The organism is Vibrio sp. 397 (genome assembly GCF_033339395.1).
In the GTDB taxonomy this organism is placed as follows: domain Bacteria; phylum Pseudomonadota; class Gammaproteobacteria; order Enterobacterales; family Vibrionaceae; genus Vibrio; species Vibrio alginolyticus.
Window position 1 is genome coordinate 283,435 of the sequence record NZ_JAWOUN010000004.1, and the last position, 19,618, is coordinate 303,052.

Annotated in this window: 17 protein-coding genes; 9 read left to right on the plus strand and 8 right to left on the minus strand. The window is 45.2% G+C overall.

Annotated elements, in window-relative coordinates; translation table 11 throughout:
* The first annotated feature begins 23 nt into the window (after positions 1–23).
* The 7 genes from sfsA to panC all read left to right on the plus strand — a co-directional run bounded on the left by sfsA (position 24) and on the right by panC (position 5,970).
* Positions 24–740 (plus strand): DNA/RNA nuclease SfsA, encoded by a 717-nt coding sequence (sfsA, locus tag R7P36_RS09030; RefSeq protein WP_213876183.1) that lies wholly within the window; start codon positions 24–26, stop codon positions 738–740.
* Positions 741–876: 136 nt separating this feature from the next.
* Positions 877–1,323 (plus strand): RNA polymerase-binding protein DksA, encoded by a 447-nt coding sequence (gene dksA / locus R7P36_RS09035; protein WP_005386584.1) that lies wholly within the window; start codon positions 877–879, stop codon positions 1,321–1,323.
* Between the two features lie 95 nt (positions 1,324–1,418).
* On the plus strand, positions 1,419–2,282 hold the full coding sequence (gluQRS, locus tag R7P36_RS09040; protein WP_005386586.1) for a tRNA glutamyl-Q(34) synthetase GluQRS: 864 nt from the start codon (positions 1,419–1,421) through the stop codon (positions 2,280–2,282).
* Positions 2,283–2,384: 102 nt separating this feature from the next.
* Positions 2,385–3,752 carry a polynucleotide adenylyltransferase PcnB gene (gene pcnB / locus R7P36_RS09045; RefSeq protein WP_213899259.1) on the plus strand — a complete coding sequence of 456 codons (1,368 nt, stop codon included), beginning with the start codon at positions 2,385–2,387 and terminating at the stop codon, positions 3,750–3,752.
* Complete coding sequence (folK, locus tag R7P36_RS09050; protein ID WP_017635910.1) at positions 3,749–4,234, plus strand: 2-amino-4-hydroxy-6-hydroxymethyldihydropteridine diphosphokinase; 486 nt, start codon at positions 3,749–3,751, stop codon at positions 4,232–4,234. The genes pcnB and folK overlap by 4 nt, the downstream gene beginning before the upstream one ends.
* Before the next feature lie 24 nt (positions 4,235–4,258).
* Positions 4,259–5,053: a 3-methyl-2-oxobutanoate hydroxymethyltransferase gene (gene panB, locus R7P36_RS09055; protein WP_005386592.1), complete on the plus strand. Its 795-nt coding sequence runs from the start codon at positions 4,259–4,261 to the stop codon at positions 5,051–5,053.
* Positions 5,054–5,064: 11 nt separating this feature from the next.
* On the plus strand, positions 5,065–5,970 hold the full coding sequence (gene panC / locus R7P36_RS09060; protein WP_005380005.1) for a pantoate--beta-alanine ligase: 906 nt from the start codon (positions 5,065–5,067) through the stop codon (positions 5,968–5,970).
* A 53-nt stretch (positions 5,971–6,023) separates the two neighbouring features.
* Here the strand turns inward: panC and R7P36_RS09065 are convergent, their stop codons facing one another.
* The 4 genes from R7P36_RS09065 to R7P36_RS09080 all read right to left on the minus strand — a co-directional run bounded on the left by R7P36_RS09065 (position 6,024) and on the right by R7P36_RS09080 (position 10,690).
* Complete coding sequence (locus R7P36_RS09065; RefSeq protein ID WP_025768188.1) at positions 6,024–6,953, minus strand: Kdo(2)-lipid IV(A) acyltransferase; 930 nt, start codon at positions 6,951–6,953, stop codon at positions 6,024–6,026.
* Between the two features lie 127 nt (positions 6,954–7,080).
* The gene (locus R7P36_RS09070; protein ID WP_005386598.1) at positions 7,081–7,851 is read right to left on the minus strand and encodes an ABC transporter permease; all 771 of its coding nucleotides are present in this window, start codon (positions 7,849–7,851) and stop codon (positions 7,081–7,083) included.
* Complete coding sequence (locus R7P36_RS09075) at positions 7,852–8,769, minus strand: ABC transporter ATP-binding protein (RefSeq protein ID WP_005380000.1); 918 nt, start codon at positions 8,767–8,769, stop codon at positions 7,852–7,854.
* Positions 8,770–9,019: 250 nt separating this feature from the next.
* Complete coding sequence (locus R7P36_RS09080; RefSeq protein ID WP_213899258.1) at positions 9,020–10,690, minus strand: SulP family inorganic anion transporter; 1,671 nt, start codon at positions 10,688–10,690, stop codon at positions 9,020–9,022.
* 281 nt (positions 10,691–10,971) lie between these two features.
* On the opposite strand from R7P36_RS09080, the gene can reads away from it, so the two are divergent.
* Positions 10,972–11,640 carry a carbonate dehydratase gene (gene can, locus R7P36_RS09085; RefSeq protein ID WP_005379996.1) on the plus strand — a complete coding sequence of 223 codons (669 nt, stop codon included), beginning with the start codon at positions 10,972–10,974 and terminating at the stop codon, positions 11,638–11,640.
* A 78-nt stretch (positions 11,641–11,718) separates the two neighbouring features.
* On the opposite strand, the gene hpt is transcribed toward can, so the two are convergent.
* Entirely contained in the window at positions 11,719–12,249 is a 531-nt protein-coding gene (gene hpt / locus R7P36_RS09090) for a hypoxanthine phosphoribosyltransferase (protein WP_005379995.1), read from the minus strand.
* Between the two features lie 319 nt (positions 12,250–12,568).
* Between hpt and opaR the strand changes: the two genes are divergently transcribed.
* Positions 12,569–13,183: a transcriptional regulator OpaR gene (gene opaR / locus R7P36_RS09095; RefSeq protein WP_005379994.1), complete on the plus strand. Its 615-nt coding sequence runs from the start codon at positions 12,569–12,571 to the stop codon at positions 13,181–13,183.
* A gap of 138 nt (positions 13,184–13,321) precedes the next feature.
* Here opaR and lpdA read toward each other — a convergent pair whose 3' ends face one another.
* From lpdA to aceE, 3 genes are all read right to left on the minus strand, one after another.
* On the minus strand, positions 13,322–14,749 hold the full coding sequence (lpdA, locus tag R7P36_RS09100; protein ID WP_005379993.1) for a dihydrolipoyl dehydrogenase: 1,428 nt from the start codon (positions 14,747–14,749) through the stop codon (positions 13,322–13,324).
* 267 nt (positions 14,750–15,016) lie between these two features.
* Positions 15,017–16,909, minus strand: a complete 1,893-nt coding sequence (gene aceF, locus R7P36_RS09105; RefSeq protein ID WP_132936923.1) for a pyruvate dehydrogenase complex dihydrolipoyllysine-residue acetyltransferase — start codon at positions 16,907–16,909, stop codon at positions 15,017–15,019.
* A gap of 19 nt (positions 16,910–16,928) precedes the next feature.
* The gene (aceE, locus tag R7P36_RS09110) at positions 16,929–19,592 is read right to left on the minus strand and encodes a pyruvate dehydrogenase (acetyl-transferring), homodimeric type (RefSeq protein WP_005386612.1); all 2,664 of its coding nucleotides are present in this window, start codon (positions 19,590–19,592) and stop codon (positions 16,929–16,931) included.
* Positions 19,593–19,618 lie beyond the last annotated feature (26 nt).

The window sequence follows — 19,618 nt, forward strand, 5'->3', positions numbered from 1 at the left end:
AAATTTTTTGTCTAAATAAGCAAATGCATTTCACACCCGCTTTAGAGTCCGCCACTCTACTCAAACGTTATAAACGCTTTCTTGCCGATATCGAGCTCGATACTGGTGAAACCCGTACAATCCACTGCGCAAATACAGGTGCAATGACGGGTTGTGCAACGCCCGGAAACAAGGTTTGGTTTTCTACTTCCGACAACCCGAAACGAAAATACCCCAATAGTTGGGAGTTGAGTGAGACCGAACAAGGCCACCGTATTTGTATCAACACCGCGCGTGCCAATCAATTAGCCGTAGAGGCTATTGAAAATAATGTCATTTCAGAGCTTTGTGGTTATGACACACTTCAAACTGAGGTGAAATACGGCAATGAAAATAGCCGAATTGATATCTTGCTCAGCGCAGACGACAAGCCAAAGTGCTATATAGAAGTGAAAAGCGTCACTCTTCTTGATGAGACCGACTCTACTGGACAAGGATACTTCCCAGATGCGGTCACGACTCGGGGACAAAAACACCTGAGAGAGCTCACAGAAATGGCACAAAATGGAAGTAGAGCCATACTTTTATTCACTGTTTTACATTCAGGTATTGAAAAAGTATCCGCGGCGCACCATATAGACGCGAAATATTCACTATTACTCAAACAAGCACAAGACGCTGGAGTGGAAGTTCTCTGCTACAAAGCTGAACTGAGCGATACTGGAATGAAGCTGATTTCCGCTATTGATTTTATCAATTAAGAGAAAAAATGATGTCGTCTTCACATTGACGATAACTTTGCGATTCAGTATTTGCTTGCACCGCCTCTTTTTGCTATAGATACCCGCCTTAAATTGACTGCGTAGCAGTTGACTAGGTGTAAGTAGGAGATGCTGTATGCCAGAATCAAAGAAGAAAACGATAGGCATCCTAGCCATTGCCGGCGTGGAGCCATATCAGGAAAAACCTGGTGAAGAGTACATGTCACCAGAGCAGGTTGAACACTTTACGAAAATCTTAACAGCTTGGCGCGACCAGCTAAGAGCTGAAGTGGATCGTACTGTTCACCACATGCAGGACGAAGCAGCAAACTTCCCAGATCCAGTTGACCGCGCCTCTCAAGAGGAAGAGTTCAGCCTAGAACTGCGTAACCGTGACCGCGAACGCCGTTTGATCAAGAAGATTGAAAAGACTTTGGATAAAATCAAAGAAGACGATTTTGGCTTCTGTGAGTCTTGTGGCGTAGAGATTGGCGTTCGCCGTCTTGAAGCACGTCCAACCGCTGACCTTTGTATTGACTGTAAAACACTTGCAGAAATCAAAGAGAAGCAAATGCAAGGTTAATCACCCAGCATTATGATTGTTGAAGGGAGCTCAGGCTCCCTTTTTGTTTTGGCTATCTTCGCACCCTATTTGTTTACTAAATTCGAGATACACGCATGACACGCTATGTAGGTCGATTCGCCCCGTCTCCTTCTGGTCCACTGCATTTTGGTTCACTGATTGCCGCTCTTGGCAGTTATTTTCAAGCGAAAGCACAAAACGGAGCTTGGTTAGTACGTATTGAGGACTTAGACCCACCAAGAGAAATGCCAGGTGCAGCGCAACTTATCCTAGAGGCACTCAAGGCCTATCAGCTGCATTGGGATGGAGAAGTGGTATACCAGAGCGAACGTCACGACCTTTACCAAGCTCAAATAAACAAATGGCTCGAAAATGGAGAAGCCTATTATTGCCAATGTACTCGTAAGCAAATTAAAGAGCATGGCGGTTTTTATCCTGGCACTTGCCGCGATAAAAACTTGAAAGACGGCGCGATTCGCCTAAAAATGACCAAGCCTGTCGCTCATTTCCTCGACCAAAAGCGGGGAACCATTACTATTCCAGAGCAACTCGTTAATGAAGATTTCATTATTAAACGTCGAGATGGATTATTTGCTTATAATCTTGCGGTAGTATTGGACGACATCGACCAAGGCGTCACAGAAGTCGTGCGAGGTGCAGACTTAATCGAGCCGACTGGGCGTCAAATTAGCCTGTACCAAATACTTGGTCAGCCTGAAGTTAGCTACTTGCATTTACCATTGGCGATGGACAACAACGGCAATAAATTGTCGAAACAAAATCACGCGACGGCTATTGATATAGATACACCAAAACCTACTCTATTGCGCGCCATGACATTTTTAGGTTTCGAGATACCTGAAACCGTAAGGGCGGCCAACATAGAAGATATTCTTCGTTGGGGCTGCGAAAACTGGCGCTTGGAACAGCTTCCAGCAGAGATCGAGATCACACCGTGATTCTCAAATGGCATTGTGTAGGCTATCATTAGCCGCAAATTAGGCCCTAGAGGCGTATAAAACTAACCAAAGCAAGATTGGATTAAACCCAGTTATTGCCAGATGCACATGAATACAAACGACTATACACCAAGCGAACCTGCCACAATTCCAGAGCTCGCTCTCAATGTAATAACTCGTGAAGAGCACAACATTTCGCGTAAGCAGATCAGTGATAATGCGCTGAAGGTACTGTACCGCCTAAATGGTGCTGGTTTCGATGCTTTTCTTGTGGGTGGCGGGGTTCGAGACTTACTGCTTGGACAAAAACCAAAAGATTTTGACATTGCGACCAACGCAACTCCGGAACAGATCAAACAGCTATTTCGTAACTGCCGTTTGATTGGTCGCCGCTTCCGCTTGGCTCATATTATGTTTGGCCGAGACATCATTGAGGTTGCGACATTCCGTGGTCACCACCAAGAGCAAAAGAATAAGAGCATTTCTCAGCAATCAAAAGAGGGTATGCTGCTGCGTGACAACGTCTACGGCACCATCGATGAAGATGCTGAGCGCCGTGATTTCACGATTAACTCGATGTACTACAACATCGCAGATTACTCGATTCACGACTACGCACGTGGTATTGAAGATTTAGAAGATCGCCTAATTCGACTGATTGGTGATCCAGAAACACGCTACCGTGAAGACCCTGTGCGCATGCTGCGTGCGGTTCGTTTCGCGGTAAAACTAGACTTTGATATTGAAGAAGACACCGCAGCGCCAATCGAACACATGGCACCGTTGCTCGGTGACATTCCGTCAGCGCGTCTTTTTGAAGAGTCACTCAAATTATTGCAATCCGGTCATGGCTTAGAAACCTACCACCTACTGCGTGAGTACAACCTACTCCAGCAACTATTCCCGACGATTGCAGCGCACTTTACAGAAGATTACTCCTCTCATACTGAGCAGATGTTGGATCTTGTCCTAGATTCTACCGACATGCGCATCGAAGATGGGAAACGCATCAATCCAGCATTTATGTTTGCTGCAATGCTGTGGTACCCACTGTGTGCGAAAGCCGATGAACTGATGGAAGAGCGCAACTTAGGCCATTACGACGCCATTATGGAAGCGAGCAACATCATTCTTGACGAGCAAGTTCGCACAATTGCCATTCCAAGACGCCACACCGCAACCATTCGCGAGATTTGGCAGTTACAGCTTCGTCTTCCACGACGTAACGGTAAACGTGCATTCCGTCTTATGGAGCTCAATAAATTTAGAGCTGGCTTTGATTTTCTTGAAATGCGCGGTGAAATTGAAGGTGGTGACACTCAGAAGCTTGCCAAGTGGTGGGAAACTTTTCAAAATGCAGGCCGAGAAATGCGTCAAGCAATGGCTGCCGACTTAGACGGTCAATCACCGAAAACAGGCCAGCGCCGCCGTAAAACTTATCGCAAGAAAAAGAGTAAGCCCAAATCATGATTACAGCGTACATTGCGGTAGGCAGTAACTTGGCGGATCCTGTCAGCCAAGCGAAGCAAGCGATTGAAGCATTAAAAACGCTGCCTAAATCAGAGTTTGTTCAAGCTTCTTCGCTATACAGCAGCACGCCAATGGGGCCACAAAACCAACCGGATTACATCAATGCGGTTGTGTCTATTAACACCAGTTTGACGCCTATTGAATTGCTCAATTGCACACAAGCTATAGAGCAAGAACAAGGGCGTGTCCGTAAAGACGAACGCTGGGGACCAAGAACCTTGGACCTCGACATTGTGCTTTATGGCAATGAGGTGATTAATTCCGAGAGGCTGATCGTTCCTCATTATGGAATGAAAGAGCGTGAATTCGTACTCTACCCTCTTGCGGAAATTGCACCAAGTTTACAACTCCCTGATGGGACCGAGGTCTCTGAACTACTGGAACAAGTAGATAGAAACGGCCTCAGTATCTGGCAGTCATAGCCAACTCCTAGTAAGGATAAAACCATGAAAAAAATGACCATCAACGACCTAATCAAGTGGAAGCAAGAAGGTCGTAAATTTGCTACTTCAACCGCTTATGATGCGAGCTTTGCCCAACTGTTTGAAAGCCAAGAAATGCCAGTACTTCTTGTTGGTGATTCTCTAGGTATGGTTTTGCAAGGTCACAACGATACTCTGCCAGTAACGGTCGATGATATCGCTTACCATACTCGTTGCGTACGTGCTGGTAGCCCAAATTGTTTGTTGATGGCAGACATGCCATTCATGAGCTACACCACGCCAGAGCAAGCTTGCGAAAATGCGGCTAAACTGATGCGTGCTGGTGCCAATATGGTAAAAATTGAAGGTGGTGACTGGCTTGTCGACACGGTGAAAATGCTCACTGAACGATCAGTTCCAGTTTGTGCTCATCTTGGTTTAACTCCTCAAGCTGTTAATATTTTTGGTGGTTACAAAATCCAAGGTCGCGATCAAGAAAAAGCAGACCGCATGGTAAAAGACGCATTAGCGCTGCAAGAAGCAGGCGCTCAAATCGTCTTACTAGAATGCGTACCAGCTGAGCTTGCTGAACGTATTACGCAAGTGCTTGACGTTCCTGTTATCGGTATTGGTGCAGGTAACGTAACAGATGGTCAAATTCTCGTAATGCATGATATGTTCGGTATTTCTGCCAACTACATGCCGAAATTCTCCAAAAACTTTCTTGCTGAAACAGGTGATATGCGCAAAGCCGTTACTAAATACATTGAAGATGTAGCCAACGGTGTATTCCCAGACGACGCTCATACCATTGCCTAGAGGATAAATGCATGCAAACTTTTGCGGAAATCTCAGCAGTTCGTGAACACCTTAAAACCTTTAAACGTGAAGGTCGTAAAGTGGCGTTTGTCCCTACCATGGGCAACCTTCACGAAGGCCACTTAACTTTAGTGCGTAAAGCACGCGAATACGCTGATATCGTTGTCGTAAGCATCTTTGTTAATCCGATGCAGTTTGATCGTGCTGACGATTTAAATAATTACCCACGCACGCTAGAGGAAGACTTAAGCAAGTTAACCTCTGAAGGGGTCGATGTGGTATTTACGCCAACACCAGAAGTTATCTACCCAGAAGGTCTGGATAAGCAAACCTTCGTCGATGTCCCTGGCCTATCAACAATTCTCGAAGGCGCGTCTCGACCAGGTCATTTCCGTGGCGTGACGACGATTGTGAATAAGCTGTTTAACATCGTACAACCGGATGTCGCGTGCTTCGGCGAGAAGGACTTCCAACAACTTGCTGTTATCCGCAAGATGGTTGATGACCTAGCAATGGACATTGAAATCATCGGTGTACCAACCGTACGTGAAATGGACGGTTTAGCAATGAGTTCACGCAATGGCTTGCTTACGCTGGACGAGCGTCAACGTGCTCCTGTACTTGCTCGTACAATGCGTTGGATCAGTAGTGCCATTCGCGGTGGCCGCGATGACTACGCATCGATCATCGAAGATGCAAGCGACCAACTTCGAGCTGCAGGTCTGCACCCTGATGAGATCTTCATTCGTGATGCTCGTACATTACAAGTGATCACACCAGAAACGACACAAGCTGTCATTCTGATGTCTGCGTTCCTAGGCAAGGCTCGTCTTATCGATAACCAAACGGTAGATATGGTTGTCGAAGCGAAGGAAGAAGCTGAATCTAACAATACAAACTCAGAGAGCGCAGAGTAAGCTCTGAGTCATAAAAGTAAAAAGGTCGACTCTTAGTCGACCTTTTTTATACTCTACGTATAGACGCAATCTAACCCTTCAGGGCGAGTTTTAAACCGCTTGTGCAGCCACATCCACGCTGGAATATCACGTTTTATCATTTTCTCAAGCTCTTGGTTCAAGATGCTTGCCGCTTTAACCGCATTACGTCTCTCGAAACGCTCGCTAATGTCTTTTCCAATGTACAGCGTGTAATGGTGATTTTTACTCACTGTAACGCCAGATATAACAGCGCACTTTGTTGCATCAATGAGAACACTAGACCCGACGGTACTCGCCGCTTGTTCAACAGCAAAAAACGGCGCAAAAACAGAATGGCTAACGCCATAATCATGGTCGGGCAAATACCAAAGTCGATGACCCTTTTTCAGAACTTTGAGCATTGATTTCACGTCTTTTCGATCAATCATTTGATGTCCAAAACGAGTTCGACCTCGATGTTGAATAAACTCATAAGCAGGATTCGAATTTGGGCGATAAACGCCATAACCTTGGGCAAACTGGCTAAAAATACGAGCGGTTATCTCCAAGTTTAAATGGTGACTGCACACCACCAACACACCACGTCCATTCTTTTCCTCAGCGAGTAAACGATCTTTTCCAACAATAGAGGTTATCCGACGTATCCGCCAATCTGGCCAAAACCAAGCGATACCGGTTTCGATGATCGCCATTCCAGTATATTGAAAGTTTTTTCGTACTACGTCCTTACATTGCCAATCCGTAAAATCAGGGAAACACAGCTGGAGATTACGCAGAGCGATCTTGTGTCGGCGCTTCATTACATGCATCGCAATACAGCCGATGCTTCTACCTAAGATTCGCAATACTACGTATGGCAGTACATTAACAAGAATCGCTAAAGATCCAAATGCCAGCCATACAGACCAATATTTGGGCTTAAGTAACTGATAGGAGAAAGGCGGCGGCGGGACAATATTCATAGGATCACTCATTTATTACAAATGATTGAAACCTACCATGATAAAAACCGAAAAATTGTATGGGTATGTATTGTTATGCATGCGAAAGAGCAGCGTGAATCGCCGCTCTTTGCTTTATGAGAATGGCTTAGCTTCTTAGCCCAATCCCTTTGGTTACTAGATAATGCGCAATGGCATACAGTGCAACAACAAACACTGCAAGTACACTAAATGAAGTGACAATGCCCACATCCGAGACACCTAAAAAGCCGTAGCGGAACGCATTCACCATGTAGACGATTGGGTTGATCTTAGAAACGCCTTGCCAAAATTCAGGCAGCAGACTGATCGAATAAAAGACTCCTCCCAAGTAAGTTAAAGGAGTCAATACAAACGTAGGGATGATCGAAATATCATCAAACGTTTTTGCGTAAACCGCATTGATCAAGCCACCGAGAGCAAATACCACCGACGTCATGAAGACAGTCGCGACAATAATGCCCCAGTGCTCCACTTGCAAATCAACGAACAAAAGTGACACACAAGTAACAATTGCACCGACCAACAAACCTCGAGTCACGCCGCCCATCACATAGCCAGCAATAATCACATAGTTTGGTACCGGTGCCACCAGCAGTTCTTCAATATTCTTCTGTAGCTTTGCACTAAAGAATGACGACGCCACGTTCGAGTATGAGTTAGTGATCACCGACATCATGATCAAACCTGGAACAATGTACTCCATGTAACTAAAGCCGCTCATCTCACCAATTCGAGAGCCAATAAGATTGCCGAAAATGATGAAGTACAACGTCATCGTAATGGCTGGCGGCACTAAGGTTTGCACCCAAATACGTGTAAAACGAGTGACTTCTTTGCTCAGCAAGCTGCGAAATGCCGTCCAATATAAACCGTACATTTAATTACTCCCCTCTCTTACAATGCTGACAAACAACTCTTCAAGTCGGTTGGCTTTGTTACGCATTGAGAGAACTTTAATGCCATGCTCTGTTAACTGACTGAATACCGAATTCAATCCTTGGCTCTTATCTAGTTCTATCTCTAAAGAGCCATCAACAATACTTTGTCGATTAACACCTTCAAGCTCAGGCACCTCGACTTCTGACTCAATATCCAAGATAAATGTCTCGACGCTTAGCTTACCTAGTAACGCCTTCATGGTGGTATTTTCAATCAGCTCACCACGATTAATAATGCCGATATTTCGACACAGCATCTCCGCTTCTTCTAGGTAGTGTGTCGTTAAAATAATCGTAATTCCTTGCTCTTGGTTGATCTCTTTCAGAAACCCCCACATTGAGCGGCGTAGTTCAATATCCACTCCAGCCGTTGGTTCATCTAAAATGAGTAATTGCGGCTCGTGCATCAAAGCTCTTGCGATCATTAAACGACGCTTCATCCCACCGGATAGGTTACGAGCACGCTCTTGGCGTTTTTCCCATAAATCCAATTTTTTCAGGTATTTTTCTGCTCTTTCTTTGGCTAATACTTTAGACACACCGTAATAGCCAGCTTGCTGCATCACAATTTGCTCAACGGTTTCAAACTGGTTGAAGTTGAACTCCTGTGGCACCAAGCCTAAATTCTGCTTGGCCAATTCGAGGTCGGTATCAATGTCATAACCGAAAACTTTCGTCGTTCCGGAGGTTTTATTCACTAAGGAGGAAATGATGCCAATCGTGGTCGATTTTCCTGCACCATTGGGACCCAGAAGCGCGTAGAAGTCACCCTTTTTCACTTGGAGACTTATACCTTTTAACGCCTCAAAGCCACCTGCATACGTCTTGCGCAATTGTTCAATTTCTAATGCGTACATAAGGTCTTGATTGCCGTTTGTTTGTGATTACTAATACCGACTCATATTCAGCAGCGGTTTACTACAAAATCGCCTTGGGTATCGTACTGGAGGTCCATCAGTTTATCGTTGAATAACGATGATTACAAATAAACCTTTCGATAATATTGGAAATATAACCCTTACCTCGTAAAGGTTATCTCTAAGTAAGACAAAATAGAGCATAAAAAAACGCAACAGGAAACTGTTGCGTTTTTAACTGTCAGAATGATTACGCCGTTATGCGCTGATACTGGTCTGCCTCAACATGTGCCACCGCCGCATTCAATGCTTCGTAACGGAATTGGTACATATTTTCATCCGGGACAAGGTCAATCACATGGAATTTCTCTAGCTGTTCTCGTGTTCGCTCATTCGGGCATAATAAATACACGGCACAATTGGCATCGAGAGCATCCTTAATCGCATTCTCTAACGCCAAACCGACGGTTACATCAATCATTGGTACATCCGTAAGATCGAGAATCATCACGTCATAGTCCGAAATACTAGAGTGCTGACGTGAAATGGCTTTAGAAACACTAAAGATCATCGGACCGGAAAGATAAAAGAACAGCACTTTACCATTAGCACGATCCAACAAACCACGCTCGCTGTCAGTCAGCGGCACATCATCTTCATCCGCGTCGCTGATCGCTTTTACTTGTCGCGCCTGCTCTCGGCTCAAACGCTCGATGATGATAATGTTCGAGATAAAGACGCCTAAACCCACCGCAACGATAAGATCAACGAATACTGTAAGCAACATAACGCCATACATCACCGCCATTCCGGAAAAGCTTACCTTATGTGCCCTCTGAATAAAGCTCCAGTCTAGGATGTTAAAGCCAACATACACCGCAATGCCTGCTAACACAGCCATCGGGATTGGCTCTGTTAGCCCACCAGCAACCAGTACAACAAACGCCAACATTAGTGCGCGAATCACACCAGATAATGGCGAACGAGCCCCAACTTGGATATTCGTTACCGTCCCCATGGTAGCTCCCGCCCCCGGCAGCGCACCAAACAAGCCAGAGATCATGTTAGCTAACCCTTGACCTCGCAGCTCTTTATCTGAGTCGTGTTCTTTACGAGTTAATGAGTCACCGATAACCGCCGTTAACAAAGTATCAATACAACCTAACGTGCCGAGCACTAATGCATCAATGACCATCTCGACAAACATATCTGTGTCAATATAAGGGGCGACGAGAGAAGGTAACCCAGCAGGAATTTCACCGATACGACGAATATCTTCTGTATCAAAGAGAATCACAGACAATAAAGTCACCGCGACCAATGCCACGAGCTGTGCAGGAACGTATTTACGATATTGCTTAGGGAAGAAAAAAAGAATCCCCAAAGTCAGTAGTCCCAAAAACAACTCACTGAACTTAAGGTTAGAAATGGTCTCCGGCAAAGCAGATAACGTTCCGAGTACTCCCCCTGAAGGCGCAGCATGCCCCATCAAAGGCGATAACTGCAGAATGATAAGAATCACACCTATGCCAGACATAAACCCAGAAATAACGCTGTAAGGCATCAAGGTAACGTATTTACCCAGTTTTAACGTCCCCAATAGGATTTGGAACGCTCCAGCCATCATGACAACCGTGAAAGTCATAGCCATGCCCGTTTCTGGGTATTTCGCCATCATACTGGTTAATACTGCGGTCATGATTACCGTCATTGGCCCTGTCGGTTCTGATATTAACGTATTAGAACCACCAAATAACGAGGCAAACAAACCGACCATTATTGCCCCCCAAAGGCCGGCCTCAGCACCGGCTCCGGATGCAACACCAAACGCTAACGCCAGAGGGAGAGAGATAATCGCCGTGGTTACCCCGCCAAATACATCCCCTTTGAAATTGATATCTTCAAAACGACTACCGAACACTGCTGATTTTCCCTGCATTCAATTTTAAAAAGTAAAATATCACTACTTTAACGAGCTAGGCGAAAATTTAAACCATAAATAGATTAAGGCTAAATTCACACCACAAATAGTTTCACCAGATTTTACTTTTTTCTTAATGAAAACTAGTCAGATGAGTCCTATCTGACGAATATTTAACGAGATCGAAATTGTAACATTGTGTATAGTTACAACACTGATCGCTTGCATGTGCACACAAACAGCGGCAGCGATTTTGTCTTTTAAGGGAAGTAGTTTGCAAAATGCCGGAAATAAAACAGTTATTTGAAAACAATTCGAAATGGTCTCAAGAGATCAAATCTGATCGACCTGAATACTTCGCAAAACTCGCTGAGGGGCAAAAGCCTGATTTTCTTTGGATTGGCTGCTCTGATAGCCGCGTCCCTGCCGAGCGACTAACCGGACTATACTCAGGTGAACTCTTTGTTCATCGGAATGTTGCAAACCAAGTTATCCATACTGATCTCAACTGTCTATCCGTCGTCCAGTACGCCGTAGACGTTCTTAAGGTTAAACACATCATTGTCTGTGGACACTATGGATGTGGTGGCGTAAATGCAGCCATTGATAACCCTAAGCTAGGTCTTATTAATAATTGGCTGTTACATATCAGAGATATCTATTTCAAACACCGCACTTACCTAGATCAAATGCCGCAACAAGATCGAGCGGATAAACTAGGCGAGCTTAATGTTGCAGAGCAAGTGTACAACTTGGGTAACTCAACCATCCTGCAAAACGCTTGGGAGCGTGGACAAGATGTTGAAATTCATGGTGTGGTATACGGAATTGAAGATGGTCGCTTAGAGTACTTAGGCATTCGTTCTAACTCTAAGGAAACCGTAGAAGCGTCTTACCAGAAAGCTCTTTCGACGATTCTAAATACAGATAACAAGCTGCTTTGTCGCTAAGTCATATCTAAAAGTTGAACAAAAAACGCCCATCTTAGATGGGCGTTTTTTTTATATTTTTAATGCTGCTCTCAATGATTATTCTTGAGGTACAACTTTACCGATGTATGGTAAGTGGCGGTATTTCTGCGCGTAATCAATACCCACCCCAACGACAAATTCATCTGGAATTTCGAAACCAATCCAATCCACAGGAACATTCACTTCACGACGAGATGGCTTATCTAGGAGCGTACAAATAGCGATAGACTTCGGCTCACGTAGCGAAAGAATCTCACGGATTTTATTTAGTGTGTTACCAGTGTCAATGATGTCTTCAACAAGCAGAATGTCTTTACCTTTGATGTCATCATCCAAATCTTTCAAGATACGAACGTCACGTGAGCTTTCCATCGTATTGCCGTAGCTTGACGCAGTCATAAAATCAACTTGGTGAGTCAGTTCGATAGCACGTGCCAAGTCTGCCATAAATACAAATGAGCCACGCAATAAGCCTACCAACACAAGATCTTCACTACCTTGATAACGCTCTGTAATTTGTTTGCCTAATTCACGAACTCGCTCCTGAACTTCTTGCTCAGAAATCATGACTTCTATTGTATGTTTCATACTGTGCTCAATCTAAATTTGTGGGTTGAGGTAAGTCGCACGCAAACGATCACCTAATCTTACGGCGTGTAGTGTATCACCACGTTCATTGGGTTGAAAGTCGCATCCTGTTGCCAAAAAATCTTGGAAGAAGGTCTTAGTTTTATAAAGTTCATAGCTAAATTTATCAATAATAATGACATTACTGTATATAAATTGTTCTACAGATGTTGACCTTGTGCATATGCACCATTACACTCATCACTGCTTTAAGCAACTATTAAAATAATCAATTAGGGGGTTACCCCCAATATCAACTCAAATGGCAAGGAAAATGGATATGGACTCAATTGCAAAGAGACCTAGAACTAGGCTTTCTCCAATTAAGCGTAAGCAACAGTTAATGGAAATCGCATTGGAAGTATTTGCGCGCCGCGGCATCGGTCGTGGTGGTCACGCAGATATCGCAGAAATTGCTCAAGTTTCTGTAGCGACTGTTTTTAACTACTTCCCTACACGCGAAGACTTGGTGGATGAAGTTCTCAATCACGTCGTACGTCAGTTCTCAAACTTCCTATCGGATAACATAGACCTAGACTTACATGCACGTGAAAACATCGCCAATATTACTAATGCGATGATCGAGCTTGTCAGCCAAGACTGTCACTGGCTAAAAGTATGGTTCGAGTGGAGTGCTTCAACACGTGATGAAGTATGGCCATTGTTTGTTTCAACTAACCGTACTAACCAGTTGCTGGTACAAAACATGTTCATTAAAGCAATTGAACGCGGTGAGGTGTGTGACCAGCACGATTCAGAACACTTGGCAAACCTGTTCCACGGTATTTGTTACTCACTGTTTGTCCAAGCGAACCGCGCTAAAGGTGAAGCGGAGCTGAAACATCTAGTGAATTCATACTTAGATATGCTTTGCATTTACAACCGTGAACACTAAAGCTTAGCTCGTAATATATGTCAGCCCACCGTTTGGTGGGCTTTTTATTGTCTGCTAAGCACACATTTATATTCCTATATAACAAGCATAAAAAAACCGCTGCAATGCAGCGGCTTCTATCATTCAGTCAGAAAAAGCTTACTTCTTCTTAACTGCTTTTTTGTTTGGCAGGTCAGTGATTGAACCTTCAAATACTTCAGCAGCTAGACCTACAGACTCGTGTAGAGTTGGGTGAGCGTGGATAGTCAGAGCGATATCTTCTGCATCACAGCCCATCTCGATCGCAAGGCCGATTTCACCAAGTAGTTCACCACCGTTAGTACCAACGATAGCACCACCGATTACGCGGTGAGTTTCTTTGTCGAAGATTAGCTTAGTCATACCGTCTGCACAGTCAGATGCGATTGCACGACCTGATGCTGCCCATGGGAATGTTGCTACTTCGTACTTGATGCCTTCTTCTTTCGCTTCTTTTTCAGTCTTACCAACCCAAGCCACTTCTGGCTCAGTGTACGCAATTGAAGGGATAACTTTAGGGTCGAAGTAGTGCTTCTTACCAGAGATAACTTCAGCAGCTACGTGACCTTCATGCACACCTTTGTGAGCAAGCATTGGTTGACCAACGATATCACCGATCGCGAAGATGTGAGGAACGTTAGTACGCATTTGCTTATCAACGTTGATGAAGCCGCGCTCGTCAATTTCTAGACCCGCTTTTTCACCGTCGATTAGCTTACCATTTGGTACACGACCGATAGCAACTAGAACCGCATCGTAACGCTCAGCTTCAGCTGGCGCTTTCTTGCCTTCCATTGAAACGTAGATACCGTCTTCTTTTGCTTCAACTGCTGTTACTTTCGTTTCTAGCATTAGCTTGAACTTGTCTTTGATACGCTTAGTAAATACTTTCACGATATCTTTGTCTGCTGCAGGAATTACCTGGTCAAACATTTCAACAACTTCAACTTTAGAACCTAGAGAGTGGTAAACCGTACCCATTTCTAGACCGATGATACCACCGCCCATGATAAGCAGTTTTTCTGGCACTTCTTTTAGTTCTAGAGCGTCAGTAGAGTCCCAAATACGTGGGTCTTCATGCGGGATAAATGGCAGTTTGATTGGACGAGAACCAGCCGCAACGATTGCGTTGTCAAAGTTAACAACTGTTGGCTCACCTTCGCCTTCTACAAGGATAGAGTTAGGGCCAGTGAACTTACCGTAACCGTTAACTACTGTTACGTTACGCATCTTAGCCATACCGCTTAGGCCGCCAGTTAGTTGGTTAACAACTTTTTCTTTCCAGATGCGGATTTTGCTGATGTCTGTTTGAGGCTCACCGAACACAACGCCGTGGTCAGCCATCGCTTTCGCTTCTTCAATTACTTTAGAAACGTGAAGCAGTGCTTTAGATGGGATACAACCCACGTTCAGACATACACCGCCAAGCGTGCTGTAACGTTCAACTAGTACAGTTTCAAGACCTAAGTCCGCACAACGGAATGCAGCGGAGTAACCAGCAGGACCAGAACCAAGTACAACAACTTGGGCTTTAATTTCTTTGCTCATTTTGACCTCTTGTAGTCATTATCCCTAACAGGCTGAGTGGGTATCGATTTTTTATGTTTAAGAGAGATTTGTTTTAAACAGTTATTTTCAGACCGCTAACAGTTTACAGAGATGTTAATGGTGTGAAAAGTAAATCAATTTAGCCTGTGAGCTAGACAACAATTCGATTGTGAAAACCCTGAACGAAGCAAGGCTGATAACCAAATTGTCGGTAATTATGATTAGCAGAGGCGGCTAAGTTGCCGCCTCTCATTCATCTAATTTCTATTACAGAACTAGACGACGAATGTCAGATAGACATGAGTTTAGGTAAGTGATGAAGCGCGCACCTTCAGCACCATCGATCACACGGTGGTCGTATGATAGAGACAGTGGAAGTTGTAGACGCGGTTCGAACTCTTTACCGTTCCATACCGGTTTCATTTCTGACTTAGACACACCTAGGATACCAACTTCTGGTGCGTTTACGATTGGAGTAAACGCTGTACCGCCGATACCGCCTAGGCTAGAGATAGTGAAACAGCCACCTTGCATGTCAGCCGCAGTTAGCTTACCAGCACGTGCTTTCTTAGAAACCACCATTAGCTCTTCAGATAGCTCGTAGATGCCTTTCTTGTTCACGTCTTTAAATACAGGAACAACTAGACCGTTTGGTGTATCTACCGCGATACCAACATTCACGTATTTCTTCAGAATTAGGCTCTCACCGTCTTCTGATAGAGAAGAGTTGAACGCTGGGAACGCTTCAAGCGCTTTAGCTACCGCTTTCATGATGAACACAAGTGGTGTGATCTTCATGCCAGTGTCTTTCTTCGCTTCAATCGCGTTTTGCTCTTTACGGAATGCTTCAAGAGCAGTGATGTCTGCGTTATCCCACTGTGTAACGTGCGGGATCATTACCCAGTTACGGTGTAGGTTTGCGCCAGAGATCTTCTTAATGCGAGATAGCGGTTGAACTTCTGTCTCACCAAACTTGCTGAAGTCCACTTTTGGCCATGGTAGTAGACCAAGAGCCGCGCCGTCGCCTTTGCCAGATGCTGCTGCACCTGCGCCAGACTCAAGACGCTTAAGTGCATCTTTCACGTAAGCTTGAACGTCTTCTTTTAGGATACGGCTCTTACGACCAGAACCTTTAACCTTAGAAAGATTAACGCCAAATTCACGCGCTAGACGACGAACAACTGGAGACGCGTGAGCGTACTCATCGTTTTCTTTGAAATCGCCAGTCGCTGCTGGAGCTGCTGCCGCTGGAGCTTCTGCTTTAGGAGCCGGAGCTGCAGGTGCTGCCGCTTGAGCTGGAGCTGCTGCAGGAGCAGGTGCTGCACCCGCCACTTCGAATACCATGATTAGTGAGCCAGTAGACACTTTGTCGCCAGCTGCAATCTTGATTTCTTTAACTGTGCCAGCGAATGGTGCAGGAACTTCCATAGAAGCTTTGTCACCTTCAACAGTGATTAGAGATTGCTCTTCTTCCACTGTGTCGCCAACAGCAACCATGATCTCAGTAACTTCAACTTCGTCGCCGCCGATATCTGGAACGTTCACTTCTTTTGCCGCAGACGCTGCTGGAGCTGCTGCCGCAGGAGCTTCAGCAGCCGCTGGTGCTGCTGGAGCGCCTGAACCTGCTGTTTCGAACACCATGATAAGTGAGCCAGTCGATACTTTATCGCCTGCTGCAACTTTGATCTCTTTTAGAGTACCTGCGAATGGCGCTGGAACTTCCATAGAAGCTTTGTCGCCTTCAACAGTTAGAAGAGATTGCTCTTCTTCGATGCTGTCGCCAACGGCAACCATGATTTCAGTAACTTCTACTTCATCACCACCGATGTCTGGTACGTGAACTTCTTTTAGTTCTGCCGCTGCTGCTGGAGCTGGAGCTGCTGCTGGAGCTGCTTCTGCCGCAGGAGCAGGTGCAGCGTCAGCTGCACCCTCGGCTTCGAAAATCATGATTAGAGAACCAGTAGAAACCTTGTCGCCTTCTGCAACTTTGATTTCTTTAACGATACCCGCTTGAGAAGCAGGAACTTCCATAGAAGCTTTATCGCCTTCAACTGTGATCAGAGACTGCTCTTCTTCAACCTTGTCGCCAACGCTTACAAGAATCTCAGTAACTTCAACCTCATCCGCACCGATGTCTGGTACATTAATTTCGATTGCCATTTCTTATCTACCTTCTTAATTAAGCGTATAGCGGGTTTGTTTTCTCTGTGTCGATGTCGAATTTCTTAATTGCTTCTGCAACTACAGATTTCTCAACTTCGCCACGTTTCGCTAGTTCAGTTAGCGCTGCTACTACTACGTAACCTGCGTTCACTTCGAAGTGACGACGTAGGTTTTCACGGCTGTCTGAACGACCGAAGCCATCAGTACCAAGAACTTTGAAAGACTCAGCAGGAATGTATGCACGAACCTGCTCTGCGTAGTTCTTCATGTAGTCAGTTGCTGCGATAGCAGGTTCAGTACCCATTACTGTTTGGATGTAAGGTACTTTCGCTTCCGCTTCTGGGTGAAGCATGTTGAAACGCTCTGCATCTTGGCCATCGCGAGTCAGTTCGTTGAATGACGTTACAGAGTAAACATCAGAAGCAACACCGTAATCTTCGCTTAGGATTTGAGCTGCTTTACGTACTTCATTCATGATAGTACCAGAGCTCATTAGCTGAACTTTCGCTTTGTCGCCCGTGTAAGTTTCTAGCTTGTAGATACCTTTACGGATGCCTTCTTCAGCGCCTTCTGGCATTGCTGGCATTGCGTAGTTTTCGTTCATTAGCGTTAGGTAGTAGAACACGTTTTCTTGTTCTGGACCGTACATGCGACGGATACCGTCTTGCATGATTACTGCTACTTCGTACGCGAATGTTGGGTCGTAAGAAATACAGTTAGGAACCGTACCCGCCAAAATGTGCGAGTGGCCGTCTTCGTGCTGTAGACCTTCACCGTTCAACGTTGTACGACCCGCAGTTGCACCTAGTAGGAAACCACGTGCTTGTTGGTCACCAGCCATCCACGCCATGTCGCCAACACGTTGGAAGCCGAACATTGAGTAGTAGATGTAGAACGGGATCATTGGTAGGTCGTTTGTCGAGTATGAAGTCGCAGCAGCAACCCATGAAGACATAGCACCTAGCTCGTTGATACCTTCTTGTAGAACCTGACCTGAAGTCGCTTCTTTGTAGTAAGAAACAACGCCACGGTCTTCTGGTGTGTAAGTTTGGCCGTGCGGGTTGTAGATACCGATTTGACGGAACAGACCTTCCATACCGAATGTACGTGCTTCGTCAGCAATGATAGGAACGATGTTCTTACCAATGTTCTTGTTCTTAAGTAGAACGTTTAGCGCACGTACGAATGCCATAGTAGAAGAGATATCACGCTTCTGTTCTTCTAGTAGTGGCTTGAATTCTTCTAGCTCAGGAACGATGAATTCTTGAGTGAATTTTGGTAGACGCTGTGGCGTGTAGCCGTGTAGCGCTTTACGACGAGCGTGTAGGTATTCGTACTCTTTTGAACCTTCTTCAAGTTTCAGGTACGGAAGTTCTTTCACTGCTTCGTCAGTTAGGATGTCTTGAAGACCTAGACGGTCACGTAGGTGTAGTACGTGAGTCATGTCCATCTTCTTAACTTGGTGCGCGATGTTCTTACCTTCAGCCGCTTCACCCATGCCGTAACCTTTAACAGTCTTAGCTAGGATTACTGTTGGACGACCTTTAGTTTCTGCCGCGTTTTTGTATGCCGCGTATAGCTTAGAAGACTCGTGACCACCACGCTTAAGTGCGAAGATTTCGTCATCAGTCATGTCAGCAACAAGTGCAGCTGTCTCTGGGTACTTACCAAAGAAGTGCTCACGTACGTACGCGCCATCTTTTGATTTGAATGTTTGGTAGTCGCCGTCGATCGTTTCATTCATAAGCTGTAGAAGCTTACCAGTCGTATCTTTAGCTAGTAGTGAATCCCAGTTGTTACCCCAGATTACCTTCACTACGTTCCAACCAGCACCTTTGAACAGACCTTCAAGTTCTTGAATGATCTTACCGTTACCCATTACAGGGCCATCTAGACGCTGTAGGTTACAGTTGATTAGGAAACATAGGTTGTCTAGTTTCTCACGCGCAGCGAAAGAGATAGCACCACGTGATTCTGGCTCATCCATCTCACCGTCACCTAGGAACGCGTAAACGCGCTGCTCTGAAGTATCTTTAAGACCACGGCCTTCTAGGTACTTAAGGAAACGAGCTTGGTAGATAGAAGCGATTGGACCTAGGCCCATCGATACTGTCGGGAACTGCCAGAATTCAGGCATCAGTTTAGGGTGCGGGTATGAAGGAATACCTTTTCCGTCTACTTCTTGACGGAAGTTGTCTAGCTGCTCTTCAGTTAGACGACCTTCAACGAATGCACGTGAGTAGATACCTGGTGAAATGTGACCTTGGTAGTAAACTAGGTCGCCACCATCCTTCTCGTTTGGTGCACGGAAGAAGTGGTTGAAACATGTCTCGTAGAACGCAGCAGAAGACTGGAAAGACGCCATGTGGCCGCCTAGCTCTAGGTCTTTCTTAGATGCACGTAGAACGATCATGATAGCGTTCCAACGAATAATTGAGCGAATACGACGCTCAAGTGTTGTGTCACCTGGGTATGCTGGTTCTTGGTCTGCAGGAATCGTGTTGATGTAGTTAGTTGTGATACCTGTTGGCATATCAACACCGTCTAGACGTGCTTTATCTAGAACTTGCTCTAATAGGAATTGAGCACGCTCTAGACCTTCTTCACGTACAACTGACTCAAGCGCTTGTAGCCATTCTTGAGTTTCCAGTGCATCTACGTCATGCTTCATATCAGACATGGCGATCTATCCTTCTGTTGGTTGGA

Coding starts and splice junctions, on each gene's coding strand:
- pcnB (WP_213899259.1), top strand. CDS start 2,385: ATGCACATGAATACAAACGACTATACACCAAGCGAACCTGCCACAATT.
- sfsA (WP_213876183.1), top strand. CDS start 24: ATGCATTTCACACCCGCTTTAGAGTCCGCCACTCTACTCAAACGTTAT.
- opaR (WP_005379994.1), top strand. CDS start 12,569: ATGGACTCAATTGCAAAGAGACCTAGAACTAGGCTTTCTCCAATTAAG.
- folK (WP_017635910.1), top strand. CDS start 3,749: ATGATTACAGCGTACATTGCGGTAGGCAGTAACTTGGCGGATCCTGTC.
- R7P36_RS09065 (WP_025768188.1), bottom strand. CDS start 6,953: ATGAATATTGTCCCGCCGCCGCCTTTCTCCTATCAGTTACTTAAGCCC.
- panB (WP_005386592.1), top strand. CDS start 4,259: ATGAAAAAAATGACCATCAACGACCTAATCAAGTGGAAGCAAGAAGGT.
- aceF (WP_132936923.1), bottom strand. CDS start 16,909: ATGGCAATCGAAATTAATGTACCAGACATCGGTGCGGATGAGGTTGAA.
- can (WP_005379996.1), top strand. CDS start 10,972: ATGCCGGAAATAAAACAGTTATTTGAAAACAATTCGAAATGGTCTCAA.
- panC (WP_005380005.1), top strand. CDS start 5,065: ATGCAAACTTTTGCGGAAATCTCAGCAGTTCGTGAACACCTTAAAACC.
- lpdA (WP_005379993.1), bottom strand. CDS start 14,749: ATGAGCAAAGAAATTAAAGCCCAAGTTGTTGTACTTGGTTCTGGTCCT.
- dksA (WP_005386584.1), top strand. CDS start 877: ATGCCAGAATCAAAGAAGAAAACGATAGGCATCCTAGCCATTGCCGGC.
- R7P36_RS09075 (WP_005380000.1), bottom strand. CDS start 8,769: ATGTACGCATTAGAAATTGAACAATTGCGCAAGACGTATGCAGGTGGC.
- gluQRS (WP_005386586.1), top strand. CDS start 1,419: ATGACACGCTATGTAGGTCGATTCGCCCCGTCTCCTTCTGGTCCACTG.
- aceE (WP_005386612.1), bottom strand. CDS start 19,592: ATGTCTGATATGAAGCATGACGTAGATGCACTGGAAACTCAAGAATGG.
- R7P36_RS09070 (WP_005386598.1), bottom strand. CDS start 7,851: ATGTACGGTTTATATTGGACGGCATTTCGCAGCTTGCTGAGCAAAGAA.
- hpt (WP_005379995.1), bottom strand. CDS start 12,249: ATGAAACATACAATAGAAGTCATGATTTCTGAGCAAGAAGTTCAGGAG.